This window comes from Fictibacillus sp. 26RED30 (assembly GCF_015903845.1).
GTDB lineage: Bacteria > Bacillota > Bacilli > Bacillales > Fictibacillaceae > Fictibacillus > Fictibacillus phosphorivorans.
The window spans coordinates 831,867-849,599 of sequence record NZ_JACZDV010000001.1 but is presented as its reverse complement, the minus strand read 5'-3'; the positions used below and the strand labels follow the sequence as shown (position 1 = coordinate 849,599).

General features: G+C 39.7%; 17 protein-coding genes and 1 other annotated feature. All 17 genes read right to left on the bottom strand.

What is annotated here, in order from left to right:
- Positions 1 to 78: 78 nt before the first annotated feature.
- Positions 79 to 714 carry a YrrS family protein gene (locus tag IHV11_RS04195; RefSeq protein WP_197193786.1) on the bottom strand — a complete coding sequence of 212 codons (636 nt, stop codon included), beginning with the start codon at positions 712 to 714 and terminating at the stop codon, positions 79 to 81.
- 95 nt (positions 715 to 809) lie between these two features.
- Positions 810 to 2,555, bottom strand: coding sequence for a peptidoglycan D,D-transpeptidase FtsI family protein (locus IHV11_RS04190; RefSeq protein ID WP_197193785.1), 1,746 nt, complete (start codon positions 2,553 to 2,555; stop codon positions 810 to 812).
- Between the two features lie 106 nt (positions 2,556 to 2,661).
- The gene (greA, locus tag IHV11_RS04185; protein WP_144698889.1) at positions 2,662 to 3,138 is read right to left on the bottom strand and encodes a transcription elongation factor GreA; all 477 of its coding nucleotides are present in this window, start codon (positions 3,136 to 3,138) and stop codon (positions 2,662 to 2,664) included.
- A gap of 151 nt (positions 3,139 to 3,289) precedes the next feature.
- A complete protein-coding gene (gene udk, locus IHV11_RS04180; RefSeq protein ID WP_153237761.1) occupies positions 3,290 to 3,931 on the bottom strand; it encodes a uridine kinase in 642 nt (213 codons plus the stop codon).
- Positions 3,932 to 3,961: 30 nt separating this feature from the next.
- A complete protein-coding gene (locus tag IHV11_RS04175) occupies positions 3,962 to 4,606 on the bottom strand; it encodes an O-methyltransferase (RefSeq protein ID WP_231618308.1) in 645 nt (214 codons plus the stop codon).
- A 187-nt stretch (positions 4,607 to 4,793) separates the two neighbouring features.
- The gene (mltG, locus tag IHV11_RS04170; protein ID WP_197193784.1) at positions 4,794 to 5,930 is read right to left on the bottom strand and encodes an endolytic transglycosylase MltG; all 1,137 of its coding nucleotides are present in this window, start codon (positions 5,928 to 5,930) and stop codon (positions 4,794 to 4,796) included.
- 119 nt (positions 5,931 to 6,049) lie between these two features.
- Positions 6,050 to 6,349, bottom strand: coding sequence for a DUF1292 domain-containing protein (locus IHV11_RS04165; protein ID WP_197133401.1), 300 nt, complete (start codon positions 6,347 to 6,349; stop codon positions 6,050 to 6,052).
- Between the two features lie 22 nt (positions 6,350 to 6,371).
- Entirely contained in the window at positions 6,372 to 6,791 is a 420-nt protein-coding gene (gene ruvX / locus IHV11_RS04160; protein WP_197193783.1) for a Holliday junction resolvase RuvX, read from the bottom strand.
- Between the two features lies 1 nt (position 6,792).
- Complete coding sequence (locus tag IHV11_RS04155; protein WP_144698881.1) at positions 6,793 to 7,068, bottom strand: IreB family regulatory phosphoprotein; 276 nt, start codon at positions 7,066 to 7,068, stop codon at positions 6,793 to 6,795.
- Between the two features lie 78 nt (positions 7,069 to 7,146).
- Positions 7,147 to 9,783 (bottom strand): alanine--tRNA ligase, encoded by a 2,637-nt coding sequence (gene alaS / locus IHV11_RS04150; protein WP_197193782.1) that lies wholly within the window; start codon positions 9,781 to 9,783, stop codon positions 7,147 to 7,149.
- 446 nt (positions 9,784 to 10,229) lie between these two features.
- Positions 10,230 to 10,451: a binding site (T-box leader), on the bottom strand.
- A 39-nt stretch (positions 10,452 to 10,490) separates the two neighbouring features.
- The gene (locus tag IHV11_RS04145; protein ID WP_197133407.1) at positions 10,491 to 11,564 is read right to left on the bottom strand and encodes an AI-2E family transporter; all 1,074 of its coding nucleotides are present in this window, start codon (positions 11,562 to 11,564) and stop codon (positions 10,491 to 10,493) included.
- A 56-nt stretch (positions 11,565 to 11,620) separates the two neighbouring features.
- Complete coding sequence (locus tag IHV11_RS04140) at positions 11,621 to 11,800, bottom strand: hypothetical protein (protein ID WP_066396448.1); 180 nt, start codon at positions 11,798 to 11,800, stop codon at positions 11,621 to 11,623.
- Positions 11,801 to 11,835: 35 nt separating this feature from the next.
- Positions 11,836 to 12,033, bottom strand: coding sequence for a hypothetical protein (locus tag IHV11_RS04135; protein ID WP_066240196.1), 198 nt, complete (start codon positions 12,031 to 12,033; stop codon positions 11,836 to 11,838).
- A gap of 145 nt (positions 12,034 to 12,178) precedes the next feature.
- Positions 12,179 to 14,509: an SF1B family DNA helicase RecD2 gene (recD2, locus tag IHV11_RS04130; RefSeq protein ID WP_197193781.1), complete on the bottom strand. Its 2,331-nt coding sequence runs from the start codon at positions 14,507 to 14,509 to the stop codon at positions 12,179 to 12,181.
- Positions 14,510 to 14,521: 12 nt separating this feature from the next.
- Positions 14,522 to 15,181, bottom strand: coding sequence for a tetratricopeptide repeat protein (locus IHV11_RS04125; RefSeq protein WP_197193780.1), 660 nt, complete (start codon positions 15,179 to 15,181; stop codon positions 14,522 to 14,524).
- A gap of 234 nt (positions 15,182 to 15,415) precedes the next feature.
- Positions 15,416 to 16,543, bottom strand: a complete 1,128-nt coding sequence (gene mnmA, locus IHV11_RS04120; protein WP_197193779.1) for a tRNA 2-thiouridine(34) synthase MnmA — start codon at positions 16,541 to 16,543, stop codon at positions 15,416 to 15,418.
- A 40-nt stretch (positions 16,544 to 16,583) separates the two neighbouring features.
- Entirely contained in the window at positions 16,584 to 17,723 is a 1,140-nt protein-coding gene (locus IHV11_RS04115) for a cysteine desulfurase family protein (RefSeq protein ID WP_197193778.1), read from the bottom strand.
- Between the last annotated feature and the right edge of the window lie 10 nt (positions 17,724 to 17,733).

Below are 17,733 nucleotides of genomic sequence, written 5' to 3'. Positions count from 1 at the left end.
CAAAGCAACAATCTTTTTGAAAAGAGTGTTAAACAAAAAAAAACAACCTGTAATATTAACAGGTTGCTTTTCTTCGTTTTATTGAACAGGTGTCACACTCGTTGGCTGCCATCCTTTTTCAGGAATCCATTGAAGCATAACATCATATTTTTTACCATCGGCTTTCGATTGTACGGTACCTTTTGAAAGATCAGGACCTCCACCATTTCCTAACCAAAAAATGGTCATCTGATCTTGTGGAATGCTGGTCGCATAAGAAAGGGCTTGGACCATCTCGTTCCAGTCTTGTGAACCATCATCATACGTCTTTGTATGAGGTTCTGTTTGTGAAGTTCCGATTGGTTGCCATGGACCTTCAGGACCTCCACCTTCAGGCGTTTCTGATTCTGTCTTTTCTTCTTCTGTTGCTTCTTCATCTGCTTTGTCTTTATCTTCAGCTGATTCTTCTTTATCCTGAGACTCAGAATCCTCATCATTAGCTTTTGACTTTGAATCATCCGTTTCCATCTCAATTGAACGGTTATTGGATTCGTTGTTTTCAGTTGTTTCTTCAGAATTAGATTTGTTCGTGGAAGCTGTTTCGTTATCATCGCCTGAGAAAAGATTAAATGCAACAACAACAATCAGCAAAACAACTAACCCGATTGCTATGTTTAAAAAACGATTTTGTTTTCGTTTTTCTAGTCTTGATTCATAACGTTGGTTTCGTTTCATAATATCCTCCTCAGTAAAATACTTTTTTTATTTTACCACGAGGAGGAGGTGTAGGAACACTATTTCCTATTACTCTTTTTTGATTATCTCTTCCATCAATTTGATTTTTCCATAATTTCAGTTGCGATGTCCCTAAATACAGGAATCGTGCGATTAATGGTATCGTGTTTTAAATCTACGATAACAAGTGCAAAACGGGGTTGACCCGCCGGAAAGTATCCTGCAAACCATTTATTGTTATACCGTTTATCGTCTCCTTTTTGGGCGGTTCCGGATTTTCCTGCAACTTGAAAGGGCAGTGCCTGTAAAGCGTGTGCTGTACCTTTTTCGTTCTTAACTACGTTTAACAGTAAGGATTGAAGTCTCATAATCGTATAAGGAGATAACTTTTCATCTTCTTTCTTGTGTTCTTCAAACTTAATCAGTTCGGTACCATTAGCAAAATTGACACTTTTAGCTGCCTTTACTTCATAACTGACCCCGCCCCTAGCAATCGTTGCCATCATATTTGCCACAGCAAGCGGTGTGATCTTAACATCAAGCTGACCGATGGCAGTTTGTGATACCGCCAAAGTATTTTCGTAGTCAGATACTTTCTTTTTCGAGTTGTAGATCTGACCCGCTTCTTCTTTATAGAAATGTGAGAATGCTTCTAGATGATAGACTTCACCTTGCCATCCATTTTGCGTAAGTAGACCTAACTTTTCTGCATATTTTTTCATATAGTCTGAATCTGTTTTTTGCAATTCATTCGCTAGATCTCCAAACGTTCTATTGCAGCTCTGGGTAAAGCTGTCTTCAATATTTAACAAACCTAGCTGCCTTTCATCTCTCTTACCGTAGATGTTAAGGTTACAATCATACATCTTACCGTTTTGCAGCTTATTCTCTTCAATAGCAGCAGCTGCTGTCACAATTTTAAATACAGAACCAGGAATTTGTTGAGATGTCATATGATCTACATGTTTATAGATAGTCTTACTTGAAAATAAGGGTCTGCTTGACATCGCCAACAGTTCATTGGTTTCAATATCAAGCAAAACAGCTCCGCCTTCTTCAACACCATGAATATCAAGTGCTTTTTCTACCGTTTCCTGCATCTTCTTATCTAGCGTCGTTTTTACGTGAAGAGGATATAGGGGGTTCGATTGCGAACGGAATTTAACATCAAGTCCAAACAACGGATGTCCTTGACGATCCACATGATAGATATATTCTGTTTCTCCTTCCGAAATTAAAAAAGGATCAAACGTATATTGCATTCCGTTCTTACCTGTTTTTGTGCTTATCGTAACCGTGCCTTTTTTTAGTTTATCTTCATACTTTCTTTTGATCAGGTCCGGATCTTGTCCAACCGCTCCAATGATATGATTTGCGAAAGGAGTTGGATTTCGTTTTGTAACAAGCTGAGCGTAGAGTCCAGGAACCTCTAGTTTATTAATCTCATTCATCTGCTCTATACTGATTTCTTCTGAAAGAGAGAGTGCAGATGGTTTCTTTAGATCACTGATTTTTTTTGTAAAGTTACTTGTTGGTATATCCAGTATGCCAGCAATAGAATCAATCGGCCATTTACTCGAGTAAAGATTAGGAAAGACGATGACCTGAGCTGTTACATCTGTTGAAAGCAGCTCACCATTTCGATCAAGAAAATAACCTCTACCATCGTTGATCGTAAAACGGTGTGTACGCTGATCAACACTTTCTTGTATGAGATTCACTTTATTCTTGGAAAAGGAAGTAGTCGAAATCAGCTGTATATCAGCTAACCGATATGTGAGAAAAAGGATAAGGAATAGGAAAAAAAGTGCTACTACCATCGTTCTTTTCTTCGATAACACACACTCACCACCTTACACCTATTCTCACCCAGTCGTTTTGATCCTAAACGGCTGCAAAAAAAGAAGACTTGCATATTTCTGCAAGTCTTCCAATAGGTTGAAACGTTTATTTTACTTCTAATATAACAACACTGATTTCCCCACCAGGCGTTTGAACAGAAACTTTATCTCCCGGTTTTTTACCTAGAAGACTTTTTGCCATCGGAGAATCGTTAGAAATCTTCCCTTCAAACGGATCCGCTTCTGCACTACCTACGATGATGTAAGTTTCTTCGTCACCGTCTGGAAGCTCTTTAAACTTAACTGTTTTCCCGATGGAAACGTTATCAGATTGGTCTTTATTATCTTCAATAATAACAGAATCACGAATCATTTTTTCTAATTGAACGATACGAGCTTCTACAAATGCCTGCTCGTCCTTTGCTGCATCATACTCAGAGTTCTCGGAAAGGTCTCCAAAACTACGAGCTACTTTAATTCGTTCAACAACTTCTTTTCTTCGTTCTGTTTTTAGAAACTCTAGTTCGTTCTCTAACTTCTCTTTACCTTCTAAGGTCATATAGTGTTTTTTCTCGTCTGCCATTGTTTTTTCACTCCTTAAATAATCAGTACCCTTGTTACGTTATATGATAATTCGGCTAGGGTATGTATAAAATATGGGTTATTAGTTGATTGCCAAATGGCTTAAAACTGAAATTTGTCACTGTATACCGAAAAAATGAGGATGATGTTCCTCATTTTTTCAATAATGCTTTGTCTTCCAATATCGTCTTAATCTTTGTTACCATTAAGTCGATCGCTACAAGATTCTGACCGCCTTCTGGGATAATGATATCCGCATATCGTTTCGTTGGCTCTATGAATTGATTATGCATCGGCCGAACCACTGCAGTATATTGATCGATAACAGATTCAAGTGTTCTTCCACGGTCTCGGATATCTCGAACCATCCTTCTAATAATACGAACATCTGCATCCGTGTCTACAAACAGCTTGATGTCCATCAAATCACGTAGTCGTTCGTCTTCAAGGATCAAAATACCTTCCAGTATAATGACATCTTTAGCATCAACTGGGATAATTTTATCACTTCTTGTATGTGCTGTATAGTCGTACACTGGTTTTTCGATGGAATCGTATTTTAGAAGTGAAGAAATGTGCTGGATTAACAGATCATTATCGAAAGCAAGAGGATGATCATAGTTCGTATCCAATCGTTCTTCCATCGATTTTTCTGATTGATCTCTGTAATACGCATCTTGCTCTATGATTAAGATGGATTGGTTAGCAAACTGCCTGTAAATTTCTTTCGCTACCGTCGTCTTACCTGATCCAGATCCACCTGCAACCCCAATCACTATTGGTTTTTGTGCCATTTTGATTACTCCTCCAAACTGCATGTCCCATTAAGAATTTCTAATACTCACCATCATTCCATCTCCAACCGGTAAGATTGAAGACTGATAGTCAGGATGCTGCATCATGTATTCGTTAAAACTTCTAATTTTTTTTACTAGAGAACGAAGTCTTCTACTCTCTAAGCCGCTTTCATCAGCGACATACCCTCTAAAGAGAACATTATCTGTGACGATGATGCCATCAGGAGACAGCATGGAGGAATAATGATCAAAAAAGTTTTGATATTGTCCTTTTGCTGCATCTATAAAAATAAAGTCATATGGGGCATAGTTTTCTACTTGGCTCTGCAATTCATTCGCATCTCCAAATAACAAGGTAATTCTGCTCTCTAGATGAAAGGATCTGACATTATCTTTTGCTATATTGTACCGTTCTTCATCTCTTTCAATACTAATAACTTCAGCATTCTCACATGCAAGAGCCATTCGGATGGCGGAATATCCAATCGCTGTTCCTACTTCTAATATACGTTTCGGTTTTTTTAATCTAACATAAGACAAAAGCGTCTCCATACCTGTTAGATCCATGATCGGCACATTATGCTCTTTCGCGTATTGCTCCATTTTTAGTACTTGTTCAGAGCGCGTTGGAATAATTTTTTCGATATATTGGTTCAATTCTTTTGAGACCAAAGTAACACGCCTCCTTCACACTAACCGGTATATTGTAACATAATCTTTATTTGAAGGCGAGAGTCCTATTTCTTTATGAGTGTTTTCTATGGAATTAAAGATCGTACACTCTTCATAGGCTTTCTTAACAAGTTGATCGTACAGCATAAAAAAAAGAGAATACCTACTAGTATCCTCAGAAACATTCCTAATTATTGTCTTTTTCTTGCCAAACCTTCCATTCGTCTCTGTATTTTTTATATACAGCATTATGTTCGCTTAATGTTTTTGTGTAGATGACTTCGCCGTTGGGTCTTGCATAAAAGAAAAGCTCCTCCATCTTAACAGGTTTCAATGCAGCTTCAATCGCTTTTTCACCAGGTGAAGTGATAGGTCCAATCGGAATACCTTTATAAAGATACGTATTGTACTTTGAATCATACTTTAAATGTTCGTATAAGACTTGCACATCAAAATTCTTTCTTGCGTATTTAACAGTTGGATCGGAGTCTAGTTTCATATCTTTACTTAAGCGATTATAAAAAACACCTGCAATTTTTTTTCGATCTTCTTCACGCTGAGATTCTTCTTCTATAAGAGAGGACAAAGTAATGATTTGAAAAAGGGAATAACCGCTATTCTTTATTTCTGTTTCATGTTTAGTTAAAACAACAGAAGATTGTTCGACCATCTTATCAATCACATCTGTTAGTTCCGGTTTTTTTACATCAAAATCGTAAGTTGCAGGAAACAAAAATCCTTCTAGAGGGTAATAAAGTCCCTCCTTCATCAAATCATCAGGTAAGATCGGGTACTTTTCTTGAAGCTGTTTCAGATAAGATTTATCAGTCATTTTTTTGATAATATCTGCTTCACTATAACCCGTTTTCTGACTGATTAATTTTGCGATCTGTGGAACATTATATCCTTCAGGAATCGTTAATGTTAGAGCTGGCTTCTTAAACATCTTTCCGTCTTTAAGTGCTGAAATAATTTCAGAAAGGTTCATGGAAGGAGTTAGTTCGTAAATGCCCGCTTGAAAGTTGCCTTCTCCTTTAACTCTTGTGTAGAGTCTGAAGAAATCACCGTTGTTGATCAACCCTTTATTTTCAAGCTCTTGCCCTATTTTTGAAGAGGAAGAACCAATTGGAATTTCCACCGTAATTTTTTCATTATTAGCTGAATCGACCGGTCCAATATTTTTATTGTAATAATAATATGCACCTATAGCCACAGCAATGATTAGAGCAACAATTAGAAACAAAATGGATAGAACTATCGTTTTGGTACGCTTTTTACTTTTATTTTCATTTATGTAATTCCCAGATGACTGGAGATGTAACATGATATTTCCCCCTTTCCACCTGTTTAATTATACGTTTACTAGCAGAAATTGTCGAGATTGGCCGTAAAATGGAATAAAAAAAGAAGTTGGTTAGAAAACCAACTTCCGTTTTGTTTCATCTATTGTTCTGTTTCGTACTCGTCATCTTGAAATGTGTTTAGCATTTCTTCAATCATGTCCCATTCTTCATCTGACTCAAGTGGGAATAGAGCAAGATCGTCTTCTTCTCCATTTTCTTCATAACGGAAAGGGAAAACTTCTACTTCATCCGTATCATCATCTTCTGAATCAGCTACAGGAATAGTCACCATGTATGATTTTCCAGTTTGATCCACATCAAATTTGAATAGAACTTCAAATAGATTTTCGTCTCCATTCTCGTCTGGAATAACGATGCGTTCGCGTTCTTCTTTTGCCATAATTGGCTCACCTCTACTTTTCTTATTGTTGGCTGTCCAAATAACCTTGCAGAATGATTGAAGCTGCTAGCTTATCGATCACCTGTTTTCGTTTCTTTCGGCTCACGTCAGCTGAAATCAATGTTCTTTCAGCTGCCATGGTGGTCAGCCTCTCATCCCATAGGATAACCGAAAGACCTGTCAGACTTTCAATATCTTTTGCAAAGTTTTGACAAGCTTCTCCGCTGGGACCGATCGTACCATTCATGTTCTTTGGAAGACCTACTACGATCTTACTGATATCATGCAACTGAATCAGCTCTTGGATCCTTGCATAGTCTTCTTGGGGCTTGTTAGGACGGCGTCGGATCGTTTCGACTCCTTGTGCTGTCCATCCCAATGCATCTGAGACGGCAACACCTATTGTCTTCGTTCCAACATCCAGTCCGATTGTTTTTGTCAAATTAACGACTTCCTTCTTTTTGAGTGGATAGATATGATTTTACAAGCTCCTCAATAAGCTCATCTCGCTCCAGTTTTCTAATCATGCTTCTCGCATCATTATGACGAGGAATATAAGCCGGATCCCCTGAAAGCAAATAACCTACAATCTGATTGATAGGGTTGTATCCTTTATCCTGCAGGGCGTCATAAACAGAAAACAGGACAGTTTCTACATTCGTCTTATAAGCATCTTCTTCGTTGAAGTTAAACTTCATCGTTTTGTCCATTGAACTCACTGGCGAACACCTCTTTCTGAAGATCTCCCTTAAGGGACAAATTAGTTCTTGTCTCTATTGTACATGAAAGATGAAAGCTTAGGAAACGGTTTTGATCAATTCAACTGCAGAATCTATACCTTCTTGCAGCTTTTGGGGATCTTTACCTCCAGCTTGAGCCATATCAGGACGGCCACCACCGCCTCCGCCGCAACGGACAGCCACTTCTTTTACTAGGTTACCTGCATGATAACCTTTTGTCACTAAATCTTTTGTTACTCCCGCTACGATATTTACTTTACCACCGTTTTCCGCACCAAGAATAACTACTCCGCTTTGTAGTTTATTCTTTAAGTCATCTACGATCGAACGCAAACCATTCATATCCATACCGTTCACTTTTTTAGCGATAACAGAAACTCCGTTGATCGTTTGAACCTCATCAACAAGGCTTCCTGCTTCCATGTTTCCAATCTTAGCTGCAAGAGATTCTTTCTCTTTTTGCAACTCACGAATTTGTTCGTTTAATGTGTCTATACGCTGTGGCACGTCCTTAAGATTTGTTTTCAACTTAGCTGCCGTGTCTTTTAATAGCTGGACTTGGCCGTTCATCAAGCGGTACGCGTTCTCACCTGTAACAGCTTCAATACGACGTGTTCCTGCACCGATACCAGACTCTGATACGATCTTAAACAAACCGATCTCTGAAGTGTTATTAACATGACACCCACCGCAAAGCTCAAGACTATAGTCTCCTACTTTTACAACGCGTACCGTTTCACCGTATTTCTCACCGAATAGTGCCATTGCACCCATCGCCTTTGCTTCGGTAATGTTCTTAACCATCTTTTCAACAGGAATGTTACCCCATACTTTTTCGTTAACGATCTCTTCGATCTTCTCAAGCTCTTCTGAAGAAATGCTTCCGAAATGTGTGAAGTCAAAACGCAAACGACCTTCTTGTACAAGAGATCCAGCCTGATTTACGTGCGTTCCTAGCACATCTTTTAATGCTTGGTGAAGAAGGTGAGTAGCCGTATGGTTCTTTACTACTTTTGCACGAATCTCAGGGTCAACCTCGACAGAAACTTCTATATTGTTTTCAAGAACACCTTTTTCAACAACTACGGTATGAAGGTTTTGTCCGTTAGGTGCTTTTTGAACATCCTTCACTCTAAGTAAAAGCTCTTTACCTTTAATCGTTCCTTGGTCAGCGATCTGTCCACCGCTCTCAGCGTAGAATGGTGTCACATCTAGGATGACTTGAGCTTCTTCTCCAGAAGCGACCATCGCCACTCGCTCACCGTTTTGTAGTACTTCTAAAATTTTTGCTTCTCCTGTTAAGCTGTCATAACCTCTGAATTCACTTTTCACGGTGATATCAGAAAGAATTCCACCTTGAACTTGCATGCTGTCTACTTCTTGTCTTGCTGCACGCGCACGTTCACGTTGAGCCTTCATCTCGTTTTCGAAGCCTTCTAAATCTACATCCATTCCGTTTTCAGCTGCATACTCTTGTGTAAGCTCAAATGGGAAACCAAATGTATCGTAAAGCTTGAATGCGTCTTTACCAGAGATGACGCTTCTTCCTTCTTCTTTTTCTTTTGCCATCACATCTTCTAAGATTGCAAGACCTTCGTTGATCGTTTCATGGAAACGCTCTTCTTCCGTCTTGATGACTTTTTGGATGAACGGAACTTTTTCTTTTACTTCCGGGTAGAAGTCTACCATGATGTCTGCAACAGTTGGAACGAGTTCATACATGAACGGCTTGTTGATGTTGATCTTTTTCGCAAAACGAATCGCTCTTCGGATCAAACGTCGAAGGATATACCCTCTTCCCTCATTTGATGGTAGAGCACTATCACCGATCGCAAAACTTACCGTACGTACATGGTCAGCGATTACTTTAAACGCAGTATCGGTTTCTGTACTCAAGCCATAAGACGTATCAGAAAGCTTTTCTGTTTCTTTAATGATCGGCATGAATAGATCTGTTTCAAAGTTCGTCTTCGTGTCTTGGATCACACAAACCATTCTCTCAAGTCCCATACCTGTATCGATGTTCTTCTTAGGAAGTGGCGTATATGTGCCATCCGGGTTGTGGTTGAACTGAGAGAACACCAGGTTCCATACTTCAAGATATCTGTCGTTCTCCCCACCTGGATATAGTTCAGGATCAGATAGATCGTTGCCGTAAGCTTCACCGCGGTCATAGAAGATTTCTGTGTTAGGTCCACTTGGCCCTTCACCGATATCCCAGAAGTTTCCTTCCAAACGAATGATACGCTCTTCAGGTAACCCTACTTGTTTTGTCCAAATATCAAATGCTTCATCGTCTTCTGGGTGGATCGTTACAGAAAGTTTCTCAGGATCAAAGCCGATCCATTTTTCACTCGTTAAGAACTCCCATGCCCAAAGAATAGCTTCCACTTTAAAATAATCACCGATCGAGAAGTTTCCTAACATCTCAAAGAACGTATGGTGCCTTGCAGTGATACCAACATTCTCAATATCGTTCGTACGGATTGATTTTTGTGCGTTTGTGATACGAGGGTTCTCAGGAATCACACGGCCGTCAAAATATTTTTTCAGTGTTGCAACGCCACTGTTGATCCATAAAAGTGTAGGATCCTCATGAGGTACTAAGGAAGCGCTAGGTTCTACACCATGGCCTTTTTCTTGGAAAAAATCAAGGAACATCTGTCTAACTTGAGCTGAAGTCAAATTTTTCATCGTTTTCATTCTCCTTTTTTTAAATAAATATTAAGACTGATTTCGTATTCATTGCTATGAAAGCTAGTTGATTTCCGCTCCAGGTCGCTCGCTTTCCATGGGGCGTGCGGTGAGCCTCCTGCCGCTATGCGCCATTAGGAGTCTCCACCTGTCTAGTTGCAGTGGCTAGCCCCTCGAGGTCAAAAGTTAAACGGTTAAGAAGGCAAAATACGCCTTCATAAACCATTCAACTTTTGCTAGTCGGGGCTGAACGAGCCACTTCCACTTTTCGGACTGACCGCTCGTCCCATAGGAGTCTCGCCACCTTCCGCTGCAATCAACTTGCATAAGAAGGAAAAAAATTCAAAGCAACAATCTTTTATAAGAACTATGAGGTACAAAATCAATTCTAAACCTACAAACTTATGGCATGTGGCAAAATAAAAAACTCCCATCCCTATAAAAAATACAGGGACGAGAGTTTGAATTCACGCGGTACCACCCTGGTTATACGCTTTTAAATAAGCATATCACCTTGATTAAAGCCTTAACGCGGCATAACGGCAGATTTTCCTTCTGCACTCCAGAGTAGCTTTCTGCTTCGCTTCTTCCTAAAACATCTTTCAGCCGATGGATGTTTCTCTCTTTTGGAAGGACTGAAACGTACTTTTCTCTTTCAGCGATTTTTGATCTTCTAGCGTTAGTATACGTTTATTCATTCTTACTTGTCAATCGGATGATGATTGAAGTCGATGTTCCCTGATATGAATGATAATAACTTTAATCACACTGAAGATTGGAACAGCCAAGATCATACCTGGTACACCAGCCAGTTCTCCCCCAAGTAATAATGAAAAAATGATAAATACAGGATGGATGTGCAGATTCTTGCCGACGATAAACGGACCAAGGATGTTACCTTCAATAAACTGCAAAACAAGCATGATGCCAACAGTGATCCATACCATCTTCCAAGAGATTGTTAATGCGATCAACACGACGGGGATCGCTCCTAATATCGGACCAAAGTAAGGGATGATATCCGTTATCGCGATCACCAGTCCTAAAAGAATGGGATACGGCATTCCCACCACCCACAAAGCAACCATTGCTGCAGCTCCTAATATAGCACCTACAAATAACTGTCCTCGGATATATCCTCCAAGTGATTGGTCAATATCTTTTATTAAGTGCTTTCCTTCATAACGGTATTTTCTTGGTGTCAGATACCAGAGAGCTTTTTTCAGCTTTTCAAAATCGTTTAGAAAATAAAACACTAAGAAAGGTACAACGATGATAACAAAGAAATAATCTACAATTTTTCTTAAAGAAAAGATCGCATTGGTCAATACATCCTGTGCGTTGCTTTCCATTTTCACGATATAATTTTCTATTTTAGAATGAACCGAATACGGAAGTGCAGATGTTCCACGGTCCACTTTATACAATAGTTCCTTATAATCCTCAGCAAGAACAGGTACGTTAACTAACAGCTGCTTCATCTGTACGATGAAATAAGGAAACCCTTTTACTGCAGCAAAACCGATACCACCAAAGAAAAGGATGTATATACTTAAGATCGCAACAAAGCGAGGTAATCCTTTTTCATGTACGTATTCCACGACTGGATGGAGTAGATATGTAATTAGAGCAGCAAGAAAAAAAGGCAGAAAGACCCCTTTGATCGCACTCCATAATGGCTCGTAAAGAGGGTAAAGTTTCATCAAGAGAAACAAACATAAAAACAATAATAAAGAAAGGGCAAGCCTATAAACCCACTTCATTCGAATGTCTTTTGTCATCTCTTCACCCTTTTCTTAAAAAACCCCGTCTTTATTTGAGACGGGGTATGCTTTCTTTAATAAATGGCTTTTGCGACCTTTTTACGGATCTTTTTAACACGTCGTGATGTCCAAAGATCACTAAGATCCGAAAGATTATAGTTCATCTTTGACATTCTTGACATCCTCTTATTTCTCATCGCATATGTTGCCGCTCCAATACCAAGTGCGAAAAGAGAACTCATCGTCCTGCTCATGCTAGATCACCTCGACATCAGAGATTTGTTTTCTTTTATGATGTGCTTTCTCTATAAGTCAGATCTTGATCTTCAAATAAATCATCGAGTGATGTTAGAGAGCCGTCTTCTTCCACCTGATGAAGGGACAGTCTTCCTTTAACAATGGAAAGCTCAATAAAACAGTTCCAGCAATAATACTGGTTCACCCCGATTTTACCAATATCTTTTCTACTGCAGTTCGGACATTCCACTTGCTCTCTCTCCTTTAAATTTACTTTTACAAGGGTGTCCTGAATTTGTAGAAAATATACAGAAATCAATATTTGAAGGATCATGACTTTTAGAAACAAAAAAGAAATGTCCGACAAGATGACATCTTACATCTCTCGAACATTTCTAGTTTGTTTCGTTTAGAAGGGAATCATTCATTAAATCTTTTTCCAGTATGGTCTCTTGAAGACGTGAACTAAGTCCCGAGTATCGTTCAGTTTCATCGGATCGTTCAACAGCCCAAGTAAACGCTTCTTGTTCTCCACACAGGATCAGATATTCTTTACTTCTCGTTATTGCTGTATATAATAAGTTCCTTTTTAACATTCGGTAGTAGCTTTTTAAGACAGGTAGAACGACGATCGGATACTCACTGCCCTGCGACTTATGGATCGAACAGCAAAAAGCGTGAGTAAAATGATGAAATTCACTTCTTTTATACGTAACCTCTATCTCATCAAAACTGATGACGATCTGATCTTCTTTATCTGTGTTTTCTCTTGCATAGATAACGGCCACGATTTCACCGATATCACCGTTGAAAACCTGATCTTCGGGTTGATTGACGAGCTGAAGCACCTTATCGCCTTTTCGATAATACACATTTGCAACCTGTAACTGACGTTGTTTTTGTTTCTCTGGGTTAAACAGACGCTGAAGCTCCAGATTTAATCGATCAATTCCGACCGGTCCTTTGTACATTGGGGCTAACACTTGAATATCCCTAGAGCTATATCCTTTTTTAATCGCATTTTCACAAACCTGAAGGATAGCCTGAAACACCTGTTCACCTGAACATGCAAAGAATCGTCTGTCATTCTGAGGAACGAGCAGATCTTGCGGGACTTTTCCATTCTTCATCTCATGAGCTAACCGAATGATGGAAGAACCTTCTGCTTGTCTATAGATATCCACTAACCGAGATTGTGGAACATGCTCTGCTTGCAGAAGATCTTTTAAAACTTGACCAGGGCCAACGGACGGTAATTGATCTTCATCCCCAACAAAAATGATCTGGATGTGAGGTGGCAGAGCTTTTGCTAAAGAATGTGCTAGCCATATATCCACCATCGACATTTCATCGACGATCAGTAATTTCCCATCGATCTGTTCATCTTCATTTTTTTCGAATGTCCCGCCACCCTTCCATCCTAACAAGCGATGGATCGTGTGAGCCGGTATCCCTGTTGACTCTGTCATACGTTTAGCCGCTCGTCCTGTTGGAGCAACGAGTAAAACAGGAAAGGATTCTTTCTTTCCTCGATAATCATCAGGATTCAAACTCACGCCATGGATCTCACTATACAGTTCAACGATTCCTTTAATTACGGTCGTTTTCCCTGTTCCAGGTCCTCCTGTTAAGACCATTAAAGAAGACGTTAAAGCCTTTTTAATCGCCTCTTTTTGACTGTTCGCATATGTCATGTTGAGTCTTTTTTCGAGCGCTGATAGCTCAGACTCCAATTTTGCATCCTCAATGTGATAATCGTTTTTCTGACTATGTAATAATAGGTTCATCTTTTGAGCAAATCCACGCTCTGCAAAATAGAGAGACGGCAAATATACAACGTTCTCTTTTATGATCAATCGCTGCTCTGTCTCCATATCTTGAATCTCTCTAAAAATACTCATCTCATCAACCGTATTCTTTCCATCGGCTAAAAGCTTTCTAACGCCTTCTAACAGTTCGTCCATCGGTAGATAGGAGTGCCCAAGGTCTGTACCTTGATCACGAAGCACGAACTGACAGGCAGCTTGAATTCGTTTTGGATGATTGACTTGCATGCCATTTCCTTTTGCGATTTCATCAGCTCGGTGAAATCCAATTCCAGAAACGTCCTCTATCAGTCGATACGGCTCGTCCTTAATGACCTTTACAGCATCATCTTGATACGTTTGGAAGATCTTCATCGCTAGCTGCGGCCCGATACCATAGGGTTGTACGACCATCATCACTTGATCTAACCCTCGATTCTGCATGAGTGACTTCTGCAAACTTTGAGCTTGCTCTTCTGTTAGCTTTGGAATCTGACTGATGTATTCCGGTGATTCTAAAAGCTTTGTGATCGCATCATTTCCCATGACCTCAACGATATGCTCGGCTGTTTTCTTTCCGATTCCTTTAAACAGATCACTTGAAAGATATTGAATCATGGCCTCTTTTGATTGAGGCATCTCTTTTTGAAACAGTTCAACCTCATATTGCTTACCGTATTTCGGGTGGTCTTTAAATTTTCCATAAAACACATAAAGTTCATCTTCTCTTAGCGGGGGAAGGATGCCTGTTATCATGACTTCTTTTTCATTATAATTTTCGTTCGTCTCTTTCACCCTTATTCTGGCGACTGTATAGAGACTCTCTGTTTGATGATAAACAGTAGAGATCAACGTACCTTTGATAAATTTTGTTATTTCTGACGTCTCATCTTCTAAATGAAAAGAAGGCTGCTGTGCCATAAAGCACCCCCTTTAATGGTTTGTGTTTTTACTTTCTATATTTCGCTTCCCATTCCCTGCCAAATAATGATCAGGCTGAATGTCTAACGCTTTTTGAAAGGCTTTAAGTGCTTCTACGTTTTTGTCAAAATAACTATACGTCACGCCTAAGTTATACCATGCATCGGCATGTGTCTCATCCCGTTCAACTACTTTTTCAAATGTTGTGGATGCCGATTCAATATCGCCTGTTCTCGCTTGACAAAGACCAAACTGAAAAAGTGCTTCATGATCTTGTTCGTTGAGCTCAATAGCTCTCATTAAGTAAGGAAAAGCAAGCTTATTCTCACCGAGTGAAACAAACGACATTCCTGTCATAAAATGAGTGTCACTATCTTGCAGCCCGCCTTTGATGGCTTCTTGAAACAGTTTTGCACTCTTAGAGAATTCTTCCAGATGATAGCAGGCAATACCCGCACCATAGTATGCAGCTACAGCATTTTCATCGAGTGATAGAGCTTTATCAAAAAATTGAATCGCTTTTTCATGTTCATGAACAGCAGAAAGCAGATTTCCGAAGTTAATATAATGTACTGGATTTACTGGATCTGCCTCAATCATAGATTCCAGACTTTTTGCAGCTTCCTCAAACTTTCCTTTTTGTAAATATTCAAGACCCTTTGAAGGTTCCATCTTCATTACCCCCACTTTTAATTTCCTTCAAAAGTATAACAAATGAAGGTAGCTGGCGCATAATTTTTTGTGGATGCTTATATTGGCGCTCGTATTTCTCGGATGGCGCTCGTCCAGCGAGCATTTCATGCCGCTATGACGAGCTCATTATCATATCTTAATTCGTTCAAAAAGAAAAAAACTGGCTTCATTAGGTCATTTGACGTCCTAGTAAGCCAGTTTTTCCACATTATTTTATAGATAGGTGATCGCTTCGTCGTTTTTGTATACCGTATCGATCGTTGCTCCGCCTAGACAAACATCTCCATCGTAAAACACGACTGCTTGTCCAGGTGTGATCGCACGTTGTGCTTCATCAAAGACCACATGCAGCGTTTCATCGTCCATCACATGGACAGTTACACCCATGTCAGGCTGACGATATCTGAACTTCGCCGTACACTTAAAAGTAGCAGGCAGCGGTCTATCAGAAACAAATCCTGCCTTTACCGCTTTTAAGCTGTCAGAATAAAGCTTTTCGTTGTGAAATCCTTGTTCAACATACAATATGTTGTCTTTTAAATTCTTACCGACGACAAACCAAGGATCTCCGCTTCCACCGATTCCAAGACCGTGACGCTGCCCGATCGTATGGTACATCAATCCATCATGCTTGCCCTTCACTTCGCCTTCAAACGTTTGCATCTCACCAGGCTTTGCAGGCAGATACTGACTTAAGAATTCTTTAAAGTCTCTTTCTCCAATAAAGCAAATACCCGTAGAGTCCTTTTTCTTTGCGGTAGCAAGTCCAGCTGCCTCAGCAATTTTACGGATTTCAGGCTTCTTCAACTCACCAATCGGAAACAATACCTTACTTAATTGTTCCTGAGAAAGCTGGTTAAGAAAATAAGTTTGGTCCTTATTCTCATCAACGCCTCGGAGCATTTTTACTTCTCCATCTATTTCAGCCACACGTGCGTAATGACCAGTTGCTACATAATCAGCACCTAAGTTCATGGCATGCTCCAAGAAGGCTTTGAACTTAATCTCCTTGTTGCACATCACATCTGGATTAGGTGTTCGTCCAGCTTTATACTCTTCCAAAAAGTACGTGAATACTTTGTCCCAGTATTCTTTTTCAAAATTCACCGCGTAATATGGAATGCCGACCTGGTTGCAGACCGCAATCACATCGTTGTAATCTTCTGTTGCTGTGCATACGCCATTCTCATCGGTATCATCCCAGTTTTTCATAAAGATCCCGATCACATCGTAGCCTTGCTCTTTCAGTAAAAGTGCGGCAACGGAAGAATCCACACCGCCGCTCATCCCAATAACTACTCGTGTATCTTGAGGTGCCTTTTTGTTTGATTCTGTTTGCATCGTGTCCACCTCATTTCATTCATATGACAAACATTGTAACTTATTTTACTAAACGTTTCACGATTTTTGCTGTCTCAAGAGCAGCATATTCAATATCTTCCAATTTATTACCTAGACCGAAGCTAAAACGAACAGATGATTTTGTGCGTTCATCATCTCCAAACATCGCTTTTAGAACGTGTGAAGGTTCGTGTGAGCCAGCCGTACAAGCTGATCCGCTAGAGGCTGCTATGCCAGCAAGATCTAGATTAACTAAAAGCACTTCGGTCTTCACACCTGGAAAACTTACATTTAGAATGTGAGGCAGAAAATGATCAAGACTTCCGTTTTCTATGAAAGATACCTCTTCTTCTGTCCATATTCTTTTCATCGTATCTCTAAACGTCGTGTATTGACTAAAGCGTTCTTCTCTTTCTTTTTCAGCGATTGAAGCCGCTTTTCGTAAGGCAGCGATTCCTGCTACATTCTCCGTTCCAGCACGACGCTTTCGCTCTTGTTCACCGCCGAAGCCTTGAGGCAGAAAAGGAACTCCTTCTTTTACATATAAAAACCCAGATCCTTTTGGACTGTTGATCTTATGTCCAGAAGCACTTAACAGATCGATGTTCAGTTCATTTACATCGATTGATATTAAGCCATAGGCTTGCACTGCATCAGTATGAAACAAGATCTCTTTTTCCTTCAATAGGCTTCCGATTTCTTTAATGTCTTGTGTTGTCCCTGTTTCATTGTTACAAAACATGATCGAAACAAGGACCGTATCTTCTCTAAGGGATTTCCTAAGTTCTTCTAGAGAAATTCTTCCGTTATCATCAACAGACAAATATGTGACGTCAAAACCTCTTTTTTCAAGCTCCTGACAAGTATGAAGTACAGCATGATGCTCTACTTCTGTCGTAATAACATGCTTCCCTTTTTTCTCTAGAGCAGAGACTGTACCAAGAATAGCAAGGTTATCACTTTCTGTACCGCCGCTTGTGAAAATGATCTCATTACGTGAAGCACCTATAGAAGTTGCAATCATGGTTCTCGCATCATCAAGAGCTTTACGAGTCTGTCTTCCGTATTGATGGATGCTAGAAGGATTCCCAAAATGTTCGGTTAAAAACGGAATCATCTCTTCTATAACTTCAGGATGAACAGGAGAGGTTGCAGCGTGATCTAAATAAACGTTTTTCATTGCTCATTTC

Excerpts from the sequence above, each read along its gene's own strand:
- IHV11_RS04195 (WP_197193786.1), bottom strand. The coding sequence starts at position 714 with ATGAAACGAAACCAACGTTATGAATCAAGACTAGAAAAACGAAAACAA.
- greA (WP_144698889.1), bottom strand. The coding sequence starts at position 3,138 with ATGGCAGACGAGAAAAAACACTATATGACCTTAGAAGGTAAAGAGAAG.
- udk (WP_153237761.1), bottom strand. The coding sequence starts at position 3,931 with ATGGCACAAAAACCAATAGTGATTGGGGTTGCAGGTGGATCTGGATCA.
- mltG (WP_197193784.1), bottom strand. The coding sequence starts at position 5,930 with ATGTTACATCTCCAGTCATCTGGGAATTACATAAATGAAAATAAAAGT.
- IHV11_RS04165 (WP_197133401.1), bottom strand. The coding sequence starts at position 6,349 with ATGGCAAAAGAAGAACGCGAACGCATCGTTATTCCAGACGAGAATGGA.
- alaS (WP_197193782.1), bottom strand. The coding sequence starts at position 9,783 with ATGAAAAATTTGACTTCAGCTCAAGTTAGACAGATGTTCCTTGATTTT.
- IHV11_RS04145 (WP_197133407.1), bottom strand. The coding sequence starts at position 11,564 with ATGACAAAAGACATTCGAATGAAGTGGGTTTATAGGCTTGCCCTTTCT.
- IHV11_RS04140 (WP_066396448.1), bottom strand. The coding sequence starts at position 11,800 with ATGAGCAGGACGATGAGTTCTCTTTTCGCACTTGGTATTGGAGCGGCA.
- recD2 (WP_197193781.1), bottom strand. The coding sequence starts at position 14,509 with ATGGCACAGCAGCCTTCTTTTCATTTAGAAGATGAGACGTCAGAAATA.
- IHV11_RS04125 (WP_197193780.1), bottom strand. The coding sequence starts at position 15,181 with ATGGAACCTTCAAAGGGTCTTGAATATTTACAAAAAGGAAAGTTTGAG.
- mnmA (WP_197193779.1), bottom strand. The coding sequence starts at position 16,543 with ATGCAAACAGAATCAAACAAAAAGGCACCTCAAGATACACGAGTAGTT.
- IHV11_RS04115 (WP_197193778.1), bottom strand. The coding sequence starts at position 17,723 with ATGAAAAACGTTTATTTAGATCACGCTGCAACCTCTCCTGTTCATCCT.